The organism is Mycobacterium deserti, assembly GCF_025345615.1.
Taxonomy (GTDB): domain Bacteria; phylum Actinomycetota; class Actinomycetes; order Mycobacteriales; family Mycobacteriaceae; genus Mycobacterium; species Mycobacterium deserti.
On the sequence record NZ_JAODWD010000003.1, the window covers coordinates 128,053 to 149,259 of the forward strand.

Here is a 21,207-nt window from a genome sequence, read left to right on the forward strand (position 1 = left end):
CGGCGACAAAGCTCAGTGCAGCGGTCGCAGCACGATGCGCATGCCGTCCTTGGGCACCGGCATGCCGCCGTAGTCCCACTCGGTCGTGTAGCCGGCGTGGGGGAGTTCGAGCCGGTACTTGCGCAGCAACCGATGCAGGATCGTCTTGACCTCGAGCTGGCCGAATGTCATGCCGATGCACTTGTGCGCGCCGCCGCCGAACGGGCTGAACGCATAGCGGTGCTTCTTGTGTTCGTTGCGCGGCTCGGTGAACCGAAGCGGATCGAACTTCATCGGTTCGGGGTAGAACTCCTCGAGCCGGTGGTTCATGCCCGGATAGGCGATGACGTTGGTGCCCTTCGGCAGGTAGTAACCGAGCAGTTCGGTATCGCGCACCGTCTGGCGCATGGCCCACTGCACCGGCGTCACGAGGCGGATCGACTCGTTCATCACCAGGTCGAGCGACTCCAACTTCTCTAGCGACTCGATGTCGACGGGACCGTCACCGAGGCGGTCGGACTCGTCGCGGCACCGCTCCTGCCACTCGGGGTGTTTGGCCAGGTTGTAGATCATCGTGGTCGCGGTCGACGTCGAGGTGTCGTGCGCCGCCATCATCAGGAAGATCATGTGGTTGACGATGTCTTCGTCGGAGAACTTGTTGCCGTCCTCGTCCTCGGTCTGGCACAGCACGGTGAGCAGATCGGAGCCGTCTTTGCCGCGACGCTCCCTCACGCGTTCCTCGAAGTAGTTCTCCAACAGCTTGCGGGCCTGCATTCCGCGCCACCAGGTGAAGGGTGGAACGGGCGTGCGGATGATCGCGTTTCCAGCCCGCGTGGTGGTGGTGAACGCCTTGTTGACCTTGGTGACGAGCTCCTTGTCCGAGCCCGGCTCGTGACCCATGAACACCATCGAGGCGATGTCGAGCGTGAGCTCTTTCATCGCCGGATACATCAGAAAGCGCGAGTCGTTGGGCACCCAGTCCTCGGCGATGACCTTCGACACGACCTTGTCGACCTGCTCGGTATAGCCGACGAGGCGGGTCCGGACGAACGCCTCCTGCATGATCCGTCGGTGGAACATGTGCTCCTCGAAGTCGAGAAGCATCAGCCCGCGGTGGAAGAACGGTCCGATCACCGGCACCCAACCCTGCTGTGAGAAGTCCTTGTTGCGGTTCGAGTACACCGCCTGCGCGGCGTCGGGGCCGAGCGCGGCGACGGCGGGCAGGGCGGGGGAGTCCGCGTAGTACAGCGGACCGAACTTGCGATAGACGTGCAGCAGGTAATCGGGCCCGCCCCGGAACATCTCGATCATGTGGCCCAGCACCGGCAGGCCGGCGTCGCCGACGACCGGCTTGAGGTCGCTACCCGCGGGCGGCGTCGCCATCGGCCGCTGCGGGAATTCGGTGTTCAGCAGTTTGCGCTCGACAATGCTCACACCAGGGAAGTTGTTCAGCGACGGCGTGAACCGTCGTTTCGCCCGGTCGAGCAGGTAGTCGGTGGTGCTGATCGTCGCGGTCATAGACGCACTCCTGAAGCAGAAAGACTGTGGCCGTTGTCACTCCTATCCCCATCCTGAATGGCAGACTTGACGCATGTCAAGTTTTGACGTGACGAGTCGTGGTGCGAAGGTCTAAAGCCATGAGTGCCGAATCTGCGCCTTCGGAGGGCATTCGCCGTACGCGGGGCGACCGCCAACGCGACGCGATCGTCGCCGCGGTTCGCGATCTTCTTCAGGAGAGGTCCTTCGCCGACCTGTCGGTGAGCACCATCAGTGAGCGTGCCGGCGTTGCCCGGTCAGGCTTCTACTTCTACTTCGATTCGAAGTACGCCGTGCTGGCCGTCATCCTCGCCGATGCCAGCCACCTGCTCGACGACCTCACCCACCACTTCGCGCCGCGTGAACCCGGTGAGACCCCGGAGGCTTTCGCCAAGCGCATGGTGGGCAGCGCCGCGACGGTCTACGCCAACGACGATCCGGTGTTGTCGGCGTGCGCCGTAGCGCGAAACACCGACGCGCAGATCCGCGAGATGATGGACGACTTCTACGACGGCATCATCGACAAGCTGGTCGCGCTGCTCGAGCAGGATGCCGACGCGCGCCCGATCTCCGACGACTTACCCGCGTTGGTGCGCACGTTGGCGGCGACCACAACCATGACCCTGACGCACGACAGCGCTTTCGTCGGCCGAGGAATCGATCCGGGTCGTGCCGTCGACGCGCTCGAGCGGTTGTGGGTCTCGGCGATATGGGGTCGCGCCGACCGGCGCAGCGGCTAGGGCAGTAAGGTCACCGGCATGGCTGGCGTGTCCGGGGGCAGCGGTTTCGCTGGTAAGCGTTGTCTTCTCACCGGAGCCGCCAGCGGCATAGGCCGCGCGACCGCGCTGAAACTGGCCGCCGAGGGCGCCGAACTGTATCTGACCGATCGCGACGCCGAAGGTCTCGAGACGACTGTGGCCGACGCGTTGGCGCTGGGCGCCAAGGTGCCCGAGCATCGGGCTTTTGATATCACCGACTACGACGCCGTGGCCGCCTTTGCGGCCGACATTCACGACCGCCATCCCGCGATGGACATCGTGATGAACATCGCGGGTGTGTCGGCATGGGGAACCGTCTCCACGCTGACCCACCAGCACTGGAAGTCGATGGTGGACATCAACCTGATGGGGCCGATCCACGTCATCGAGTCGTTCGTCCCGCCCATGGTCGCCGCGCGCAACGGTGGTCACCTGGTCAATGTGTCGTCGGCGGCCGGCCTGGTGGCGTTGCCGTGGCACGCGGCATACAGCGCGAGCAAGTACGGGCTGCGCGGGCTGTCCGAAGTTCTGCGATTCGATCTGGCACGGCACCGCATCGGGGTGTCGGTGGTGGTGCCGGGTGCTGTGAAAACCCCTCTGGTGCAGTCGGTTCAGATCGCCGGCGTGGACCGCGAGGACCCGCAGGTTCAGCGGTGGACGAACCGGTTCAGCGGTCACGCGGTGTCACCGGAGCACGTCGCGGACCGGATCCTGCGGGGCGTGCGGCGCAACCGCTACCTGATCTACACCTCGCCCGACATCAGGGCGCTGTATCTGTTCAAGCGCACCATGTGGTGGCCGTACAGCGTCGCGATGCGTCAGGTGAACGTCCTCTTCACGCGCGCGCTGCGGCCGGCCAAGTCGAATTAGCGCTTGCCCCAGTCCCACGGGGGCGTGGTGAGCATGCCGAGGCCCTCGACTCGGGTCTCACCGAGATCCTTGTACAGCGCGATCTGCACCGCATCGCCGTCGCCGTCGTCATCGAGGAGCGTGGCATCGAGGTATTCGAGCATCGCCTTCGAATGGGTAACGACCACGACCTGCGTCGTGTCGGCGGCGGCTCGGATCAGCGACGCGAGTGGGCGCAGGAGGTCCGGGTGCAGGGACGTCTCGGGTTCGTTGAGCACCATTAGCGACGGTGGTTGCGGACTCAGCAGCGCGGCGGCCCACAGCAGGAATCGCAGTGTGCCGTCCGATAATTCGGCTGCCCGCAGCGGCCGCAGCATGCCGGGCTGGCTCAGTTCGAGATCGAACAGCCCGTCGTGGACCGCGACGGAGACTTCGGCCCCGTCGAAGGCATCGCCCACCGCGCGCTGGAGGTCGTCGAAGCCCGCCTCGATGATGGTCTGGATCGCGGCCGCCAGGTCGCTGCCGTCGTCGGCGAGCACACGGGTTCGGGTGCCCACTTTGCGCTGTCGCGACGGCGCACCGGCGTCGACCCGGAACCCGTCGTAGAACCGCCAGTCACGCAACCGATCCCGGACCGCTGCCAGTTCGGGGTGCGCCCCCGGGTGGGCAAACTCGGCGAGGACGCTGCGGTAGGGCGGCAGCGCCTGCGACAGTTTGTCGAAGCCACGCCCCGACTCCGAACTCGCCTCGGCGTAGTCGCGGGTGCGCCGCACCAGCGTCGTGGCGGTCCGCATCACCGGGCCGACGAAGACCGCCTCGCGCTTGATCTCGGGATCCCGACCGAACAGCGATTGAATACCTGCCATCTGAGGAAGTCCGAGGTCGACGAGATAGCCGAAATCGTCGGAGGCGAAGCCCATTTCGAGTGACACCGGCCCCGTGCGCGTGGTGCCCTCGACGCGTCCGGTGCGCCGGGCTCCCTCGAGCCGTTCCGGCCCGGCCCATAGGACCGACTCCAGTCCGCCCTCGCGTGCCAGCGAGCCAATCACCTCCCCGCGCCCGCAGTCGGCGAGCAGCCGCAATGCCCGGTACAGCGAGGACTTCCCGGTGCCGTTGGCGCCGGTGACGACGGTGAGCCGGCGTAGCGGCAGTACGACGTCGCGCAGCGAGCGGTAGCCGCGGATGGCGATGGTCTGCAGCATTCTCAGTACCCGTCCGCCGGTGGCGCGAGTTCCAGTCGCACACCGAGCAACCGGATCGGGCGGTCGAGTTCGAAGAGGTGCAGCAGGTCCAGTGCGGTTGCCGTGATGGTGTCCGCGTCGGTGCATGCCGCCGGGAGCTTGCGGATTTTGGTGCGGGTGTAGAACGTCTTGGTGCGCACTGTGACCGCCACCCGGGTCGCGACGCGGCCTTGCTGCACGATCTCAGTCAACGTCTGGCGGGCCAAATCGACGACGGCTGTATCGATTTCGGCCCGGTCGGTGAGGTCCTCGGCGAACGTGACGACGTGGCTTCGGGAACGCGGCACCCACGGCTCCGCACTGACGTTGGTATCGCCGCCGCCCTTGGCCAGTAGCAGGATCCAGAGACCGGTGGTGGGGCCGAACGTCGACGTCAGCCGTGTGGCATCGGTCGCGGCGAGATCGGCCACGGTGGTGATGCCCATCGTCGCAAGCTTTTTCGCGGTCTTGGGGCCAACGCCCCAGAGCGCATCGACCTCCCTGTCGCCCATCACCGCCATCCAGTTCGCGTCGGTGAGCACAAAGACGCCGGGCGCCTCTTCAGCTCCTCGCGTGCGGGTGGGCTTGCCGAACCCGGTGGCCACCTTGGCCCGCTGCTTGTTGTCGCTGATGCCGACCGAACACGACAGTTGAGTTTCGCCGGCGATGACCTCTCGGATCTGCTGGGCCAGTGTGATCGGATCGTCGGTGTCGTCAAGGTCGGCGCCGACATAGGCCTCGTCCCATCCCCACACTTCGACAGGATGTCCGAGGTCGCGCAGCAGGCCCATCACCTGCGCGGATGCTTCGTCATACGCGGCGGTGTCCAGTGGCAGAAACGTCGCATCCGGGCACTTGCGCGCCGCGGTGCGCAGCGGCATTCCCGCGCGTACGCCGAACTCGCGCGCCGGGTACGACGCGCACGTGACGACCTTGCGAGGCTCGTTGGGCTCACCGTTGCCGCCGACGATGATCGGTAGCCCGGCCAATTCGGGACGCCGACGCACTTCGACCGCAGCCTGAAACTGGTCGAGGTCGACGTGCAGGACCCACCGCGTCATTGCCCGCAGAGTTTGCGCGCGACGCTTTCCCAGGCGTCGCCGAGATCGTCGAGCGTGCGGCCGGCGTCGGTCAGTTGGTGGTGGATGTAGTCGGCGTCCAGGAGTGCGAGCAGCGCGGTGGCCTGTGCATCGAGGTCACCCGTCGTGTCCGCGTCCCGCAGCAATACGTAGACGTGGCGGTGGTGGACCCTGGCCGGGGCGTTGAACCGAACACGCGGGTCGCGGTTGGCGTGTGACAACAGTTCGTGGTGAAGGTGGACGAACCTCAGCCGGTTCCGGCCGTAAGCCACCAGGCGATCGAGTGCAGGCGCGCCCGGTCCCAGCGGGGGCGGGCCGAACAGGAAGGCCGCCTGCTGGGCCTTTTCGTCCTCGTCGAGCAGGACCACCATCAAGCCCGCCCGGCTGCCGAACCTGCGGAACAGGGTGCCCTTGCCGACGCCGGCGGCCGCGGCGATGTCGTCGGTGGTGACGGAGTCTGCGCCGCGCTCCGCGATCAGCTGGCGTGCAGCGTCGAGCAGGAGCGTGCGATTGCGCGCGGCGTCGCCTCGTTCGGCAGCCGGCTGTCCCGTCACGGGAAGCAGGGGCGGAGAGGCTGGCATATCACCACTTTAGTTCAGCGGGATGAAATCGGACCGTAGTCCGGTTAAACCAGGTGAAGATCACCACCGATCGATCGAAAGGGAACCTGACATGTCCGACATCAAGGTGCTGGTGCTGGTAGGCAGCCTGCGCGCGGGGTCAATCAACCGCCAGCTGGCCGAGCTCGCCGTCGAGTCGGCTCCAGAGGGCGTCACGCTGGAGCTGTTCGACCGGCTGGGCGAGCTGCCCTTCTACAACGAGGACATCGACAACGACCAGGTCGTCGAACCCGTGGTGGCGTTGCGTGAGGCGGCCGCTGCTGCAGACGCGGCGCTCGTGGTCACCCCCGAGTACAACGGCAGCATTCCGGGGGTGCTGAAGAACGCAATAGATTGGCTGTCGCGGCCGTACGGGAACAGCGCCCTGCAGGGCAAGCCGACGGCAGTGATCGGCGCGGCGCTGGGCCAGTACGGCGGCGTGTGGGCGCACGACGAGACGCGCAAGTCGTTCGGCATCGCCGGGCCGCGTGTGGTCGAGGACCTCAAGTTGTCGGTGCAGACCACGGCCTTCGACGGCAAGCACCCGCGGGAGAATGCCGAGGTGGCCGCGAACCTGCAGGACATCGTCGGCAAGCTGGCCGCCGAGGTCGGCTGACACGTCATCCTGCGAAGCCGCCGGCCGAGTCGATAAGGCTCGCCGGCGGCTTTGCTGTTCCGTCACTGTGACAGCTGAGCGATGCTCGCCTGTCGGTGCCCGCTGGTAGATATGGGACGCGACGCGCGACACGGCCGCGCTGTGACGTGCGACACGCCGAGGTTGGGGGGCGCGATGGGCTTACGACCTGGGAATTCCAAAAATGTTATTCAGAACATCTTGTATCTCTTCGTGTTGTCGGACACTAGGTGTAGTGTTTCGAACACCGACAGACCCCCATGGTTCTGAACACCTCGAAGGGTCGGCCGGAGTTCCAAATCCCGGCGTGGTCGGTACTTCCGACCCGCCGAACGGACCTCCGGACGACAGGAATTTTGTGGGCCTGCGGGTCGCTGAATTACAGCGGCGTGCAGTACCCGAGCAGTTGCCAGTCCCAGTTCGCGACAGGAGCCGTACCAGATGACCCAGCCGATGATCACCGTGTACACCAAGCCCGCGTGCGTCCAGTGCAACGCCACGTATAAGGCGCTGGACAAGCAGGGCGTCGCCTATGAGACGGTCGACATCAGCCTGGACAGTGAGGCCCGTGATTACGTCATGGCGCTGGGTTACCTGCAGGCCCCCGTGGTGGTGGCCGGCAACGATCACTGGTCCGGCTTCCGTCCCGACCGCATCAAGGCGCTGGGAGCGGTCGCAGCGACGGCCTGACGGGTATTCGGCAGGCATGAGCATCGTCTACTTCTCCAGCGTGTCGGAGAACACCCATCGGTTCGTCGAGAAGCTGAGCCTGCCTGCCGTCCGGATTCCGCTGCACGGCCGCATCGAGGTCGAGGAGCCGTACGTGTTGGTGTTGCCCACCTATGGCGGTGGGCGCGCCACTCCGGACATCAACGACGGTGGTTATGTCCCCAAACAGGTCATTGCATTTCTGAACAACGAACACAACCGGTCGCTGATCCGCGGCGTCATCGCGGCAGGCAATAACAACTTCGGCGCTGAATTCGCCTACGCGGGCAATGTGGTGGCCGGCAAGTGCGGCGTGCCGTACCTGTATCGCTTCGAACTCATGGGAACGCCCGACGACGTGGAAGCCGTCCGTGCGGGACTGAAAGACTTTTGGAAGGACCAGACGTGTCACCAACCGTCACAGCTACAGAGCCTGTAACCGTCACTTCGCCAGGCGCGCTCCCCGGGGAGACGGACTACCACGCGCTCAACGCGATGCTGAATCTGTACGACGCCGACGGCAAGATTCAGTTCGAGAAGGACCGCGAGGCGGCGCACCAGTACTTCCGCGAGCACGTCAATCAGAACACGGTCTTCTTCCACAACTATGACGAGAAGCTCGACTATCTGATCAAAGAGAACTACTACGAGCGTGAGGTTCTCGACCAGTACTCGCGCAACTTCGTCAAGACGTTGATCGATCGCGCATACGCCAAGAAGTTCCGGTTCCCGACATTCTTGGGGGCGTTCAAGTACTACACCTCCTACACGCTGAAGACCTTCGACGGGAAGCGCTATCTGGAGCGGTTCGAGGACCGCGTCGTGATGGTGGCGCTGACCCTGGCCGCGGGTGACACCACGCTGGCCGAGAAGCTCGTCGACGAGATCATCGACGGCCGATTCCAGCCGGCCACCCCGACGTTCCTCAACTCGGGCAAGAAGCAGCGCGGTGAGCCGGTGAGCTGCTTCCTGCTGCGCATCGAGGACAACATGGAGTCCATCGGGCGGTCGATCAACTCGGCGCTGCAGCTGTCCAAGCGCGGCGGCGGAGTTGCGCTGCTGCTGAGCAACATTCGCGAGCACGGCGCCCCGATCAAGAACATCGAGAACCAGAGCTCGGGCGTCATCCCGATCATGAAGCTGCTGGAGGATTCGTTCTCCTACGCCAACCAGCTGGGGGCCCGTCAGGGCGCAGGTGCGGTATATCTACAGGCGCACCATCCGGACATCTACCGGTTCCTCGACACCAAGCGCGAGAACGCCGACGAGAAGATCCGCATCAAGACGTTGAGCCTCGGAGTGGTGATTCCGGATATCACCTTCGAACTGGCCAAGAAGAACGAGGACATGTACCTGTTCTCGCCGTACGACGTAGAGCGGGTCTACGGGGTGCCGTTCGCCGACATCTCGATCACCGAGAAGTACTACGAGATGGTCGACGATGCGCGCATCCGCAAGACGAAGATCAAGGCGCGCGAGTTCTTTCAGACGCTGGCCGAGCTGCAGTTCGAGTCGGGCTACCCGTACATCATGTACGAGGACACCGTGAACCGGTCGAACCCGATCGAGGGCAAGATCACGCATTCGAACCTGTGCTCGGAGATCCTGCAGGTCTCGACGCCGTCGGAGTTCAACGACGACCTGTCCTACAAGAAGGTCGGCAAGGACATCTCCTGCAACCTCGGGTCGCTGAACATCGCCAAAGCGATGGATTCACCGGACTTCGCGCAGACCGTTGAGGTGGCGATCCGAGGGTTGACGGCGGTGTCCGATCAGACGTCGATCACGTCGGTGCCGTCGATCGAGCAGGGCAACAACGACTCTCACGCGATCGGGCTGGGGCAGATGAACCTGCACGGATACCTGGCTCGCGAGCGGATCTTCTACGGTTCCGAAGAGGGCATCGACTTCACGAACATCTACTTCTATTGCGTGCTGTATCACGCGCTGCGCGCAAGCAACCGCATCGCGATCGAGCGCGGCGCGCGCTTCAAGGGCTTCGAGAAGTCGAAGTACGCGTCGGGGGAGTTCTTCGACAAGTACACCGAGCAGGTGTGGGAACCCAAGACCGACCGCGTCAAGGAACTGTTCGCCGATGCCGGCATTCGCATTCCGAACCAGGAGGATTGGTTGCGGCTCAAGGAGTCGGTGCAGACGCACGGCATCTACAACCAGAACCTGCAGGCGGTGCCGCCGACAGGGTCGATCAGCTACATCAACCACTCGACCAGTTCGATCCACCCGATCGCGAGCAAGGTCGAGATCCGCAAGGAAGGCAAGATCGGCCGCGTCTACTACCCGGCGCCGTACATGACCAACGAGAACCTGGAGTACTTCCAGGACGCCTACGAGATCGGCTACGAGAAGGTCATCGACACCTACGCCGCGGCGACGCAGCACGTCGACCAGGGACTGAGCCTGACCTTGTTCTTCAAGGACACCGCCACCACGCGCGACGTCAACAAGGCGCAGATCTACGCGTGGCGCAAGGGCATCAAGACGCTCTACTACATCCGACTGCGCCAAATGGCCTTGGAGGGAACCGAAGTCGAGGGCTGCGTCTCCTGCATGCTGTAGGCACGCCACACTGCCGGGGATTCGACTTACAACCGCTTACGATAGGTTGAATGGTTACGCCGTGGCAGGACGGTCACTTCGTCGGAGGCCATCCGATTCTGGATCTGACCAACACGGTCTTCAATCGGGCCCATCCGGCGACTGACAACGAGCTGCTTGCCGCGCCGGCAGATGTGCTGTCCTGGTGTGAGTCGGCGGGGCTGCTCAAGAAGGCGCTGCGGATGACGGACGCTGCCGGGCGCAGACTGGTGACCGACGTCCGAGAGGTCCGCGAGCACGCGTGGGCGGTGTTCGAGGCGATGTCGCGAGGCGACGCGGTCCCTGCCGAGAACATCGGCTGGCTGCTCGAGCGGGCAGGGGTGGGCGCGCGTATGGGGCACCTCGCGCGTCTCGACGCGCGCGGTGTCGACGGCAAACCCGATACGGCAGAGGCAATCCCGTCGGTGTTGTCGGCGCATGCCGTCCACGCTTATTTCACGCTGCCATCCGAGCGGATCCGGTCATGCGACCGCTGCGGCTGGTTGTTCCTCGACTCGTCGCGAAGCGGGCGCCGGCGCTGGTGCAGCATGAGCACGTGTGGCAACCGCGAGAAGGCGAGCCGCCACCGCCGGGTCGTCAGCGAAGGACCCGACGCATGATCGGGCGATCCTTCCGCGGGCGGGCGACTTCTTCGAATCCGGCCTCCACGAACGCGCTCGCGATACCCGTCATCGCGGTGTCGGCCCCGGCGCGGCGGCCGGCGCGGGGTTCGATCGGATACCCTTCGGCCACTTCGTAGCGGCGCGCAGAAGCGTAGTCGCAGACCGCCTCGAGAATCGATGGCAGAAGCCCGGCGCCGCGGTACTGCCGGTGCACGAAGATGCAGGCGATGGCGCAGACAGGCTCGCTGTCGATGCCTTTGAGCAGCGGTGAACGTTCGAGCCTGGGGAAGGCCTCTCGCGGGCCGAGCGAGCACCAGGCCACCGGCGTCGAGTCCCGGTAGATCACGACGCCGGGCGCCGGCTTCTTCCCGGCGAGTTTCTTCATCGCCTTCTTGTTTCCCTCGCCCTTGCCGTCCATCCATTCGGCGATGGACAGCCGCCAATGCATGCACCAGCACCCGCGGGCGCCGCCGTTTGTGCCGAGCACACGCTCGAAATCGCTCCATGTGTCGCGCGTCAGATCGCGGACGGTCAACATCGCTAGACCTCCGATCGGTAGTAACCGTCTAACCCTTATTCAAAGGTTACTACCGATCGCAATCAACGCACGCCGAGTGGCCAGTTATCGCGTCAGAACATGAGGATGCCGCCGAGTAAGTGGCCACTCGGCGCGCACCTACTTGGGCGTGTGCTGCGGCCCTTGCGCCTTCTTGTACAGCGCCTTGAGCATCCGATCGCGGAAGGCGGCGTTGTCGATCAGCTTGATGCCAGCATTGGCCAGCTTCGGCTGCCCCAGCAGTTTGTGGAAGTAGCGGCCGCGCTTGTACTCCCGGCCCCACGCGGCTTCCATGCGAAGCGCGTAATTCGTGAAGTCGTCGGGCCCGCCGTTCTGCAGGGCCGCGATCGCACACTCGCCTGCGGCCAGCCCGGACTCCAGTGCTTTGGAGATGCCCGCGCCCGACGCCGGCTTGCCCGCGCCCAGTGAGTCGCCGGTGAACAGCACGCCGGGCCGCCACGGGGGCCACGCCGTGAAGCCCATCGGCAGACGCCACGCCCGAACGCTCTTGTTCTTTTTGAGCTCCTCGATCGGCGGCAGCTCCCAGTCCGCAGGCAACGTGCGCAGGAATTCGCCCAAGAACTGGGTCGCGTTGATGGACTGCCAGTTCTTGTAGCTGTTGACGTATCCGAGCCCGATGTTGAAGACGCCCCCGCCCATGGGGAACACCCAGCCGTAGCCGGGCAGCTGGTCATTCTGGAACTGCAGCTTCAAATAGATGTCGAGGCTGTCGGAGTCGGGCCGGTTGGCATGCATCTCGGAGCGGATCGCGATCGCTGAGTATCCGTTGTATTCCGAGTCGATCTTCAGCGCGCGCTTGATCGGCGAGTAGGCGCCGTCGGCCGCGATGACCGCGTCGCCGTAGACCTTTTCGCCACCCTTGAGCGTCACACCGACCACCCGGCCGTTGGCGTCGAACTCCGGTCCGGTGACCTCGGCGCCCTGGCGCACCTCGGCGCCCGCGGACTCGGCGTGCTTGAGCAGGGTGGTGTCGAGGTGCTCACGGCTCACGGTGTGGCCGTGGTCGGGCATGCCGGGCCGCTTGGGGAATGACAGCTCCCACTCGCTCGGGCTGAATACCGTCACCCGGTTCACCCGGTGATAGGTGGCGACCTCGTCGGCCAGCCCCATCTTCTGCAGATAGCTCACGGCGCGGGCGGTGAGCCCGTCCCCGCAGGGCTTGGCCCGCGGGAACTCGGCCTTGTCCAGGACCACTACCCTCGCGCCGGTCTGCGCGGCCTGCCACGCGGCGGCTGAGCCCGAGGGCCCGCCTCCGGCAACGACCAGGTCGTATCGCTGCGTCATGAATCTCGTCTCGTCGATCGGCTGTCGCAGAAATAGTACCCGCGTTGACACCACCCCTCTCGGCGGCCGAGATGACGGACCGGTGACCATGATTTTTCTGCCACGGCACGTCTGAGCAGGTCAGCGACCCTCGGACGGTAGAGTGATCGAGTGCGACGAGGGTCCAGGCCACGGTCCAGTGGCGAGCCGGGCGTGAAGGTGGACGCCCGCAGCGAGCGCTGGCGCGAACACCGCAAGAAGGTGCGCGCGGAAATCGTCGATGCCGCGTTCCGCGCAATAGACCGCCTCGGCCCCAATGTGAGCGTGCGAGAGATCGCTGAAGAAGCCGGCACAGCGAAGCCGAAGATCTACCGGCACTTCGCCGACAAGTCCGACATGTTCGCCGAAATCGGGGAACGTATGCGAGACATGTTGTGGGCGGCCATCATTCCGTCGATCGACGTGGACACCGACTCCGCTCGCGACATCGTCGGCCGCGGCGTCGAGCATTACGTCGAGTTGGTCGAACAGCACCCGAACGTCGTGCGCTTCCTGCTGCAGGGCCGCTTCGCCGATCAGTCTGCGGCCGCGATGACGACCGTCAACAAGGGCAGCGAGATCACCCTGGCGATCGCGGACATGATCAGCACCGAACTCAAGGACCTGGCACCGGAACCGGCGGCCTTCGAGCTGGCGGCCTTCGCCATCTTCGGCACTGCGGCCTCGGCGACCGACTGGTGGCTGGGCGGCGATGACGACAGTCCGCGCCGCATGCCGGCCGATCAGTTCATCGCCCACATGACGACGATCATGATGGGCGCCATCAACGGCACGGCCGACCTGCTCGGCATCGAGATCCAGGCCGACCAGCCGATCAACACCGCAGTGCGCCGGCAGCAACCCGTCGCCTGAACCCACGTTGACACCTGGCGCCACCGTCCGGAGACTGGCGTAAGTACCCGGTACCGGCGTTCCCAGGTTGGGCCCACGGCGGAGGTAGGAAAGAGTCGAACATGACCGCGGCAGAGCAGACGGCCGAGACGACGGCAGGCAAAGTCGTGCACACCCGCGCGCTGATCATCGGATCGGGCTTCAGCGGCCTGGGCATGGCCATCGAACTGCAGAAGCGCAACGTCGAGTTCTTGATCCTCGAGAAGGCCGACGAGATCGGTGGAACCTGGCGCGACAACACGTATCCGGGCTGCGCGTGTGACATCCCTTCGCACATGTACTCGTTCTCGTTCGAGCCCAAAGCCGACTGGCGGCACATGTGGTCGTTCCAGCCCGAGATCTTCGACTACCTCAAAGGTGTGACCGAGAAGTACGGGCTACGCCGCTACATCCGGTTCGGTTCGCACGTCGACCGCGCGCACTGGGACGACGACGAGATGCGCTGGCACGTCTTCACTCAGGACGGCCGCGAGTTCGTCGCGCAATTCGTGATTTCCGGCGCGGGCGGGCTGCACATCCCGTTGATCCCCGAGATTGCCGGGTTCGACGAATTCACCGGCGCCACCTTTCATTCCGCGCAGTGGGATCACAGTGTCGACATCACCGGCAAGCGCGTCGCGGTGATCGGCACCGGGGCCAGCGCTATCCAGATCGTTCCTGAGATCGTCGAAGATGTTGCGGCACTTCAGCTCTACCAGCGCACTCCGGCCTGGGTGATGCCGCGGCCCAACAATCCGATCCCGGAGCGCGCGCAGCGCCTGTTCGCCAACGTCCCCGGCACTCGGGCGGCGATGCGCGCCGGTATCTACTGGATTCACGAGACCGTCGGCTTCGCGATGACCAAGCAGCCGCGGCTGCTGAAAATCGGTGAGCTGCTCGGTAAGTGGAACATCCGCCGGTCGATCAAGGACCGGGAGCTTCGTCGCAAGCTCACCCCGGATTACCGCGCCGGCTGCAAGCGGATCCTGAACTCTGACACCTACTACGTCGGTATCGCCAATCCGAAGACCGAGGTCATCACCGACCCAATCGCACGGTTCACGCCGCGTGGCATCGTCACCGGTGACGGCACGGAACGTGAGGTCGACGTAGTGGTTTTCGCGACGGGCTTCCATGTCACCGACTCCTACACCTACGTCAACATCAAGGGCCCGAACGGCGAGGACCTGGTGGACCGGTGGAACCGCGAAGGCATCGCCGCGCTGCGCGGGATCACGGTGGCCGACATGCCGAATCTCTTCTTCCTGCTCGGCCCCAACACCGCGCTCGGGCACAACTCCGTGGTGTTCATGATCGAGTCGCAGATCCGTTATGCGGCGCAGGCGATCGCCGCCGTCGACCGGCACGGCGCGCAGGCGCTGGCGCCGACCCGCGAGGCGCAGGACCGCTACAACGCCGAACTCCAGGGCGACCTGTCCGGCACGGTGTGGAGCACCGGCGGCTGTCAAAGCTGGTACCTCGACGAGCACGGGGTCAACCGCACGCTGTGGAGCGGCATGACCTGGCAGTACTGGTTGGCGACCCGCAGGTTCAAGGCCTCGGAGTACACGTTCCTGCGGAGCCGCAGCCGCGTTGCTGCCTAGCGGTGCGCACAGATTGTGGAAGCGGCCGAGTCTGGAGGTTCACGCGATCTGGTTGCCCGCCGACGGGCCTGACGCCGCGACACGCCCAAACACAACATCTCGTACAGCGCCGGTTCGTCGGACCCCAGTTGTAGTGTTGAGGGCACTGCAGCAGTCCTGTAGCTCAGACTTAAAAGACCAGGTGAATGGGGTTCGAAGTGAGTGATGGCGTGAAGCTGATCGACCGTGTTTCGGCCATTAACTGGAACCGCCTGCAGGACGAGAAGGACGCCGAGGTCTGGGACCGCCTGACGGGCAACTTCTGGCTGCCCGAGAAGGTGCCGGTGTCCAACGACATCCCGTCATGGGGCACGCTGAACGACCACGAGAAGCAGCTGACGATGCGGGTCTTCACCGGCCTCACGCTGCTCGACACGATCCAGGGCACCGTCGGGGCGGTCAGTCTGATCCCTGACGCGCTGACACCGCACGAGGAAGCGGTCTACACCAACATCGCGTTCATGGAGTCGGTGCATGCCCGCAGTTACAGCAACATCTTCTCCACGCTGTGCTCCACGGCCGATATCGACGACGCGTTCCGCTGGTCGGAGGAGAACCCGAACCTGCAGCGCAAGGCCGAGATCGTCATGCAGTACTACAAGGGCGACGAGCCGCTCAAGCGCAAGGTGGCCTCCACGCTGCTGGAGAGTTTCTTGTTCTACTCCGGCTTCTACCTGCCGATGTACTGGTCCAGCCGGGCCAAGCTGACCAACACGGCCGACATGATCCGGCTGATCATCCGCGACGAGGCCGTGCACGGCTATTACATCGGCTACAAGTATCAGCGCGGCCTGGCGATGGAGGACGCGGTCAAGCAGCAGGAGCTCAAGGACTACACCTACGAGCTGTTGTTCGAGTTGTACGACAACGAGGTTGAGTACACCCAGGACCTCTACGACGGAGTCGGGCTGACCGAGGACGTCAAGAAGTTCTTGCGCTACAACGCCAACAAGGCGTTGATGAACCTCGGCTACGAAGCGCTGTTCCCGCGCGACGAGACCGACGTCAACCCGGCGATCCTGTCGGCGTTGTCGCCCAACGCCGATGAGAACCACGACTTCTTCTCCGGCTCGGGCTCCTCGTACGTGATTGGCAAGGCCGTCAACACCGAAGACGAGGACTGGGACTTCTGATTTTCCCTACTCAACCGTCACATACAACTGCGACGAGTCGCCGTCAGTAACTGCCGAAGCGACTATTTAAAAGTCGATAGCTGAGGTGGTTTGCCCACATACTGCCCACACTCGCACTCCAAAGGTCATTCAGACGCCACTACCCACTCGCGATTCGGTCACCGATGAGCGCGCCCGCTGCACTTCGGACCGGCGGCCGCGTCGGGTGACCTCTTAGGAGCAGGCCATGTCCTGCGCGTTGATGAAGAGTCCGTTGCCGGCCTGGCCTTCGCTTATCCCGAGGTCTTCGGCCAGGAATTGGACGACGAAATTTGGGGATGTCCCTCCCGCTAGCGACTGGCAAATCCCACGTGCAATTTGGAGCAGCCGATCCCTGTCGGTTGGGATGCCTGCGATGTCGTAGCTGAGCGTCTTGTTGATGAACGCCACCTCGCCTAGGCGCGCTAGGCTAACGTCAGACCAGCAATTCCAGGGGCTGGTATGAGCGCCGCAATAGCCAGGGTCACCGGGGCCGGGGGGTACCGCGGGCGGTGCGGCGGCGGCGACCCCGCCTGCCGCCAATGCGACAGCTGCGAAGGAACTGGTCAACAGTACTTTGAGCAGATGTCTTGGCATGATCTGGTCCCCTTGGCGCACGTCTCCCCAACCGATGCCCTTCTCGGCAATATAGGCAGTCTCGCATGCTCCGTCCAACATCACTATCGATAAGCACTGCAATTGGCATACTGGGCCTATAAGCGCTGGCAACGGTCGAGCTGCCTTGTCGCCGGTGCGGTCAGCAAACGAGTTATAGGGAAACACCGGATTCCTCTGCGACCGTCGGCGCCATATCGTCATCAAAAACGCAGTGCGCGCTCCGCAAGAGAGGAACGGACTTATGAGAAGAATGATTAGCGGCGGCCTCATGGCCCTCGTGGTCGGCGGCGGGGTGGCTATGGTTCCTCCGGCGTCTGCCAACCCAGAGCAGGAATACGAATTTCTTCAAGCTCTCGGTTCGCTGGGCAGCGACTACGCGAGCTGGCCAGAGTTTCTGAGCGGCATCGAGCCGGTGCCCGTGGGCTACCAGGTCTGCTCGGCCCTCGACCGTGGCGGCGAACCACTCGCACCGGTTCTCCAGGCGGCCGGAAATTCCCCATATCCCGATTACTACGCCGCCATCTTCGCTGGGTATGCCGTTGGCCACCTGTGTCCTGAACACACCGGCAAAGTCGGACCGGTGTAGCCCATGATCACCCAACCATCATCACTTTGCTCAGAAGCCTGACGTCGGCTGTGCTCAGTGCGAGATAGTCGCTGAAGAGACCGACAGAACTAAAGTTTCTGACCCTTAGGTTGGCGAAACTTTGGTGCCCCGCACCGGCTGCCGGTTCCGCAGGCCGCATAGCAAAGCCCGTCGAAGGTAGGACACCTATGACGTATCTGAGAGTTCTGAGTATTGCCGCCGCGCTCACGAGTTTTATCCTGTTTGCCCTTGTGCCGACCGCTTACGCGCAGACACCGGGAGAGGCGTTCTGCGCGGAGAACCAGCGCCACCTCGACTCGTCCAACGGGGAGATGCCGTTCGAGGTGAACGAGGCTGTCGCATGGTTGGCGCAGCAGTTCAACATGTCTGAAACCGAAGCTGTCCGTCTCATCGACAACGTCGGGGAGACGTACTGGTCAGGCATGAACGGAAGATGGCAGGTCAAATGTCATGATCAGTAAAGTCGCTCGGCCAGAACGTGTTCTGTCATCGTCGCCATGCTGGGTCTGGTGCCGGGTGTCGCGACGCCGGTCGCCTGATCAAGATCGCCTTACTGGCACACCCAGGCCCAAACGCAACCTCGTCCAAATTTGACGCTGCCTGCGGGAGTCGCCCGGAAAGTCATGGGCTGCCCGAGTTCCGACATGAGCATGTCGACAGTCCGTCCTCGGTGTCCTGGGGTGGTAATTGCGAAATCCCAGAACACGGCAGTTGCGGGGGAGCTCGTACTCCTCCACAGTCATCCGACCCACATTCCCGGCAACACATCCACTCCAACTTCTAGGTGGGCAGTCGGATTATCGCGGGCTCGAACCTAGTGCGCGGCTCAGCGAATGCGGGTGACGCACCGAGAGGGTTCAGGAGCGTGAGTAACAGCAAACAGTACACCGTCCTGATGAGCCGCCGCGCGACCGCGTGAGGTGGTGACGACACACCGCTAAGTGTGCTCATAAGATCTCGTTACCCTGTGTCGCAGCCAGAGCACCCTCTCGGACTTCCGGCCAGGTAGTTGTGCAGAACCACGACTTCTTCTCCGGCTCGGGCTCCTCGTACGTGATTGGCAAGGCCGTCAACACCGAAGACGAGGACTGGGACTTCTAACGCTGCAGCAGGTGCAGCCAACTTGTGACGCCAAGAGCCGACGAACCGATCAGTCGAGTCTCTAGGGTGCACGTATGGCGGAAGACGAAGTAGACCCCGAGTTGCTCGACGACCTGAATGAGCGGGCGGACGAGCAAGACGCGGAATTGCCCGAAGAGATCGACGTGCCTATCGGTGTCAGCGAGGACGACGCGATAAAGGCCGTCAAGCAGCAGTTCAAAGATGCCGGCACCGAGTGCACAGACGACGAAGCCCGCAAGCTGGTGCAGGCCGCCTGGGATAAACGGGACAAAAAGTCGGGCAAGGAATCGGATTCCGACGACGATTCGGAGAAGAAAGACAAGAAAGGCAAGAAGGACAAGAAGGACGAGAAGTCGGATGACGATTCCGACGATGAGTCCGACGACGATTCGGACAAGAAAGAGAAGAAGGACAAGAAGGACGAGAAGTCGGATGACGATTCCGACGATGAGTCCGACGACGATTCGGACAAGAAAGAGAAGAAGGACAAGAAGGACGAGAAGTCGGATGACGATTCCGACGATGAGTCCGACGACGATTCGGACAAGAAAGAGAAGAAGGACAAGAAGGACGAGAAGTCGGATGACGATTCCGACGATGAGTCCGACGACGATTCGGACAAGTAGCAGACAGCTAGCCGAAGCGAACCACGGGCGTTCGTCATAGGTGATCGGTAAGGCCGTCAAGTGGTGACGGGGACCGGCATTTTGACCCCTGCGCGCCTTCGGCGTGAGAGCATCCGGGCATGGTTCGGCAGGCGATCGCCGCTTCGTGGGCGTTGATGATGTTGGTCGCGTTGGCCTTGGCTCCGCAGGCGGGCGCCGACGCGGACCAGACGGTGCTCATCGAGTCGGGCAAGGTCAGATGCCAGGTCAGCGCAAATGATGTGGCCCGCGGCGGCGGCCCGGTCGTGGTCTGCCAACAGGTCAATGGGCAGGCATGGGCACAGGCGCCGTGGTCGGCGGAGAAATACAGCGAGCACCTCAACCTCGCGGTGGTGCGGGCTGGGGGCGAGTTCTACTGGGACGGTGGCAACGTCCGCAGCATCGCGGGGCGGTCGATCGAGCCCATCGGACAAGACATCGTGCTTGGGGTCGGGCAGACCTACAAGGCCAATGGCTGGACGTTTGAAGTCCAGGAGAACCGCACGCGCATCTCCAATGACAAATCCGGTCACGGCATGTTCGTGGCCGTTGGAGAAGTCGGCCTGTTCTAGCCGCGCAGTGACTCCGTGCGCTTGGTCGTCACCTCAGTGACTTCGTGCGCTCGGTCGTCACCGCAGTGACTCCGTGTCGATCACGAAGCGGTACCGCACATCACTGGCGAGCACGCGGTCGTATGCCTCGTTGATGTAATCCGGTGTGATGACCTCGATTTCGGGCCGCACGTCGTGCTCGGCGCAGAAGTCGAGCATCTCTTGGGTCTCGGCGATGCCGCCGATCAGCGATCCGGCGAGGCGGCGCCGCCTGAAGACCAGAGCACCGGCCGGAACCGTCATCGGGTTCTCCGGCATGCCGAGTTCGACCAGCGTGCCATCGAGCTTGAGCAGCCCAAGGTAGTCGTTGAGGTTCAGATTGGCCGACACGGTGTTGAGGATCAGGTCGAACCTGCCGGCCAGCGTCTCGAACGTCGCGGGGTCGGAGGTGGCGTAGTACTCGTCGGCGCCCAATCGCAGGCCGTCCTCCATCTTCTTCAGCGACTGGCTCAGCACGGTCACGTGCGCACCCATCGCGTGCGCGAGCTTGACGCCCATATGGCCCAGTCCGCCGAGCCCGATGACGGCGACGCGCGTGCCTGGCCCGGCATTCCAGTGGCGCAGAGGCGAATACAGCGTGATGCCGGCGCACAGCAGGGGAGCGGCGGCGTCGAGCGGAAGGGTGTCGGGGATGCGCAACACGTAGTTCTCGTCGACGACGATCGCGCCGCTGTAGCCACCCTGTGTCCGTTGACCGTCGCGGCCGACACCGTTGTACGTGCCCACCATGCCGGGGTTGTCGCAGTACTGCTCTTCGCCCGCGAGGCACTGCGCGCACTCACGACAGGAGTCGACGAAACATCCGACGCCGACACGATCGCCGACCTGGTACTTGGTGACCTCGGCGCCCACTTCGGTGACGATGCCCGCGATCTCGTGGCCGGGCACCATCGGATACTCGACCTTGCCCCACTCGCCCTTGACGGTGTGAATGTCGGAGTGACAGATGCCTGCGAAATGGATGTCGAAGGCCACATCGTGCGGTCCGACCTCGCGGCGGGTGATCGTCGTCTCGGTCAGCGGTGCGGTCGCCGAATGTGCGGCGTAGGCGGTAACAGTGCTCATGGGCGGCCTTCAATGTCGATGGTGGCTGCGGAAATGTGCCGCGACATTGCGGACTCACCGAAAACAACCAGCCTTCGGCGCCCAGTCATTCCCCGGCCGGGGTGTGACGTAAGCCCTAAAGGCCGGGCGCGCGGAACGCGCCGTTGAACGGCACCCGCTCGTAGCGTGCGACCCCGGCCGCGGTGTACGGGTCACGATCGACGATGTCTTTGGCGCTCTCGGCGCTCATGTCGCCGGTGATGAGCACCGCACCGGACTCATCCTCCTGGCGGCCGGCGAGCAGGATGCGCCCGGCAGCGACCTCGCCCTTGAGCCACTCCAGGTGCGCGGGCCGGGTTTGGTTGACCACGTCGGGCGCTTGCAGATAGGTGGACTTCAACACGTGGAACACCCGGC

23 protein-coding genes and 1 pseudogene are annotated in these 21,207 nt (G+C 64.0%); 15 read left to right on the plus strand and 9 right to left on the minus strand.

The window, feature by feature from the left end:
- Positions 1 to 12: 12 nt before the first annotated feature.
- Positions 13 to 1,497, minus strand: a complete 1,485-nt coding sequence (locus tag N4S67_RS11900) for a cytochrome P450 (protein WP_260993196.1) — start codon at positions 1,495 to 1,497, stop codon at positions 13 to 15.
- Between the two features lie 119 nt (positions 1,498 to 1,616).
- Between N4S67_RS11900 and N4S67_RS11905 the strand changes: the two genes are divergently transcribed.
- Both N4S67_RS11905 and N4S67_RS11910 read left to right on the plus strand, forming a co-directional pair.
- The gene (locus N4S67_RS11905; RefSeq protein WP_260993197.1) at positions 1,617 to 2,255 is read left to right on the plus strand and encodes a TetR/AcrR family transcriptional regulator; all 639 of its coding nucleotides are present in this window, start codon (positions 1,617 to 1,619) and stop codon (positions 2,253 to 2,255) included.
- A gap of 18 nt (positions 2,256 to 2,273) precedes the next feature.
- Positions 2,274 to 3,143, plus strand: coding sequence for an SDR family oxidoreductase (locus N4S67_RS11910; protein WP_260993198.1), 870 nt, complete (start codon positions 2,274 to 2,276; stop codon positions 3,141 to 3,143).
- Here the strand turns inward: N4S67_RS11910 and N4S67_RS11915 are convergent.
- Genes N4S67_RS11915 through N4S67_RS11925 form a run of 3 tightly spaced genes read right to left on the minus strand, consistent with a single transcriptional unit; the run spans position 3,140 to position 6,002 of the window.
- Positions 3,140 to 4,324, minus strand: coding sequence for an AAA family ATPase (locus N4S67_RS11915; RefSeq protein ID WP_260993199.1), 1,185 nt, complete (start codon positions 4,322 to 4,324; stop codon positions 3,140 to 3,142). The genes N4S67_RS11910 and N4S67_RS11915 overlap by 4 nt on opposite strands.
- A gap of 2 nt (positions 4,325 to 4,326) precedes the next feature.
- On the minus strand, positions 4,327 to 5,403 hold the full coding sequence (locus tag N4S67_RS11920) for a DNA polymerase IV (RefSeq protein ID WP_260993200.1): 1,077 nt from the start codon (positions 5,401 to 5,403) through the stop codon (positions 4,327 to 4,329).
- Positions 5,400 to 6,002: a TetR/AcrR family transcriptional regulator gene (locus N4S67_RS11925; protein WP_260993201.1), complete on the minus strand. Its 603-nt coding sequence runs from the start codon at positions 6,000 to 6,002 to the stop codon at positions 5,400 to 5,402. The genes N4S67_RS11920 and N4S67_RS11925 overlap by 4 nt, the downstream gene beginning before the upstream one ends.
- Positions 6,003 to 6,093: 91 nt before the next feature.
- Here N4S67_RS11925 and N4S67_RS11930 point away from each other — a divergent pair, with 91 nt between their 5' ends.
- The 5 genes from N4S67_RS11930 (at position 6,094) to N4S67_RS11950 (ending at position 10,577) form a co-directional block, all read left to right on the plus strand.
- Complete coding sequence (locus tag N4S67_RS11930) at positions 6,094 to 6,636, plus strand: NAD(P)H-dependent oxidoreductase (protein ID WP_260993202.1); 543 nt, start codon at positions 6,094 to 6,096, stop codon at positions 6,634 to 6,636.
- A gap of 471 nt (positions 6,637 to 7,107) precedes the next feature.
- Positions 7,108 to 7,344 (plus strand): redoxin NrdH, encoded by a 237-nt coding sequence (locus tag N4S67_RS11935; RefSeq protein WP_260994004.1) that lies wholly within the window; start codon positions 7,108 to 7,110, stop codon positions 7,342 to 7,344.
- 16 nt (positions 7,345 to 7,360) lie between these two features.
- Positions 7,361 to 7,801: a class Ib ribonucleoside-diphosphate reductase assembly flavoprotein NrdI gene (gene nrdI, locus N4S67_RS11940; RefSeq protein ID WP_260993203.1), complete on the plus strand. Its 441-nt coding sequence runs from the start codon at positions 7,361 to 7,363 to the stop codon at positions 7,799 to 7,801.
- Positions 7,768 to 9,939, plus strand: a complete 2,172-nt coding sequence (nrdE, locus tag N4S67_RS11945) for a class 1b ribonucleoside-diphosphate reductase subunit alpha (RefSeq protein WP_260993204.1) — start codon at positions 7,768 to 7,770, stop codon at positions 9,937 to 9,939. The genes nrdI and nrdE overlap by 34 nt, the downstream gene beginning before the upstream one ends.
- Positions 9,940 to 9,989: 50 nt before the next feature.
- Positions 9,990 to 10,577 carry a CGNR zinc finger domain-containing protein gene (locus N4S67_RS11950; protein ID WP_260993205.1) on the plus strand — a complete coding sequence of 196 codons (588 nt, stop codon included), beginning with the start codon at positions 9,990 to 9,992 and terminating at the stop codon, positions 10,575 to 10,577.
- Here N4S67_RS11950 and N4S67_RS11955 read toward each other — a convergent pair.
- Both N4S67_RS11955 and N4S67_RS11960 read right to left on the minus strand, forming a co-directional pair.
- Entirely contained in the window at positions 10,555 to 11,115 is a 561-nt protein-coding gene (locus N4S67_RS11955) for a GNAT family N-acetyltransferase (protein WP_260993206.1), read from the minus strand. The genes N4S67_RS11950 and N4S67_RS11955 overlap by 23 nt on opposite strands.
- A gap of 141 nt (positions 11,116 to 11,256) precedes the next feature.
- Positions 11,257 to 12,441, minus strand: a complete 1,185-nt coding sequence (locus tag N4S67_RS11960) for an NAD(P)/FAD-dependent oxidoreductase (protein WP_260993207.1) — start codon at positions 12,439 to 12,441, stop codon at positions 11,257 to 11,259.
- Between the two features lie 150 nt (positions 12,442 to 12,591).
- Here N4S67_RS11960 and N4S67_RS11965 point away from each other — a divergent pair, with 150 nt between their 5' ends.
- The 3 genes from N4S67_RS11965 to nrdF all read left to right on the plus strand — a co-directional run bounded on the left by N4S67_RS11965 (position 12,592) and on the right by nrdF (position 16,126).
- Positions 12,592 to 13,332, plus strand: a complete 741-nt coding sequence (locus N4S67_RS11965; RefSeq protein WP_260993208.1) for a TetR/AcrR family transcriptional regulator — start codon at positions 12,592 to 12,594, stop codon at positions 13,330 to 13,332.
- 101 nt (positions 13,333 to 13,433) lie between these two features.
- A complete protein-coding gene (locus tag N4S67_RS11970; RefSeq protein WP_260993209.1) occupies positions 13,434 to 14,954 on the plus strand; it encodes a flavin-containing monooxygenase in 1,521 nt (506 codons plus the stop codon).
- 185 nt (positions 14,955 to 15,139) lie between these two features.
- Positions 15,140 to 16,126, plus strand: coding sequence for a class 1b ribonucleoside-diphosphate reductase subunit beta (gene nrdF, locus N4S67_RS11975; RefSeq protein WP_390893338.1), 987 nt, complete (start codon positions 15,140 to 15,142; stop codon positions 16,124 to 16,126).
- A gap of 213 nt (positions 16,127 to 16,339) precedes the next feature.
- Here nrdF and N4S67_RS11980 read toward each other — a convergent pair whose 3' ends face one another.
- Positions 16,340 to 16,555, minus strand: coding sequence for a DUF732 domain-containing protein (locus tag N4S67_RS11980; RefSeq protein WP_260993211.1), 216 nt, complete (start codon positions 16,553 to 16,555; stop codon positions 16,340 to 16,342).
- A 475-nt stretch (positions 16,556 to 17,030) separates the two neighbouring features.
- Between N4S67_RS11980 and N4S67_RS11985 the strand changes: the two genes are divergently transcribed.
- The 5 genes and pseudogenes from N4S67_RS11985 (at position 17,031) to N4S67_RS12000 (ending at position 19,707) form a co-directional block, all read left to right on the plus strand.
- A complete protein-coding gene (locus N4S67_RS11985) occupies positions 17,031 to 17,348 on the plus strand; it encodes a DUF732 domain-containing protein (protein WP_260993212.1) in 318 nt (105 codons plus the stop codon).
- A 188-nt stretch (positions 17,349 to 17,536) separates the two neighbouring features.
- Positions 17,537 to 17,830: a hypothetical protein gene (locus N4S67_RS11990; RefSeq protein ID WP_260993213.1), complete on the plus strand. Its 294-nt coding sequence runs from the start codon at positions 17,537 to 17,539 to the stop codon at positions 17,828 to 17,830.
- Between the two features lie 553 nt (positions 17,831 to 18,383).
- A pseudogene (locus N4S67_RS28045) lies at positions 18,384 to 18,470 on the plus strand (hypothetical protein); the annotation flags it as partial.
- Positions 18,471 to 18,544: 74 nt separating this feature from the next.
- The gene (locus tag N4S67_RS11995; protein ID WP_260993214.1) at positions 18,545 to 19,117 is read left to right on the plus strand and encodes a hypothetical protein; all 573 of its coding nucleotides are present in this window, start codon (positions 18,545 to 18,547) and stop codon (positions 19,115 to 19,117) included.
- Positions 19,118 to 19,236: 119 nt separating this feature from the next.
- Complete coding sequence (locus N4S67_RS12000) at positions 19,237 to 19,707, plus strand: hypothetical protein (protein ID WP_260993215.1); 471 nt, start codon at positions 19,237 to 19,239, stop codon at positions 19,705 to 19,707.
- 57 nt (positions 19,708 to 19,764) lie between these two features.
- On the opposite strand, the gene N4S67_RS12005 is transcribed toward N4S67_RS12000, so the two are convergent.
- Positions 19,765 to 20,811 (minus strand): NAD(P)-dependent alcohol dehydrogenase, encoded by a 1,047-nt coding sequence (locus N4S67_RS12005; RefSeq protein WP_260993216.1) that lies wholly within the window; start codon positions 20,809 to 20,811, stop codon positions 19,765 to 19,767.
- A gap of 115 nt (positions 20,812 to 20,926) precedes the next feature.
- Positions 20,927 to 21,202 (minus strand): YciI family protein, encoded by a 276-nt coding sequence (locus tag N4S67_RS12010; protein WP_260993217.1) that lies wholly within the window; start codon positions 21,200 to 21,202, stop codon positions 20,927 to 20,929.
- Between the last annotated feature and the right edge of the window lie 5 nt (positions 21,203 to 21,207).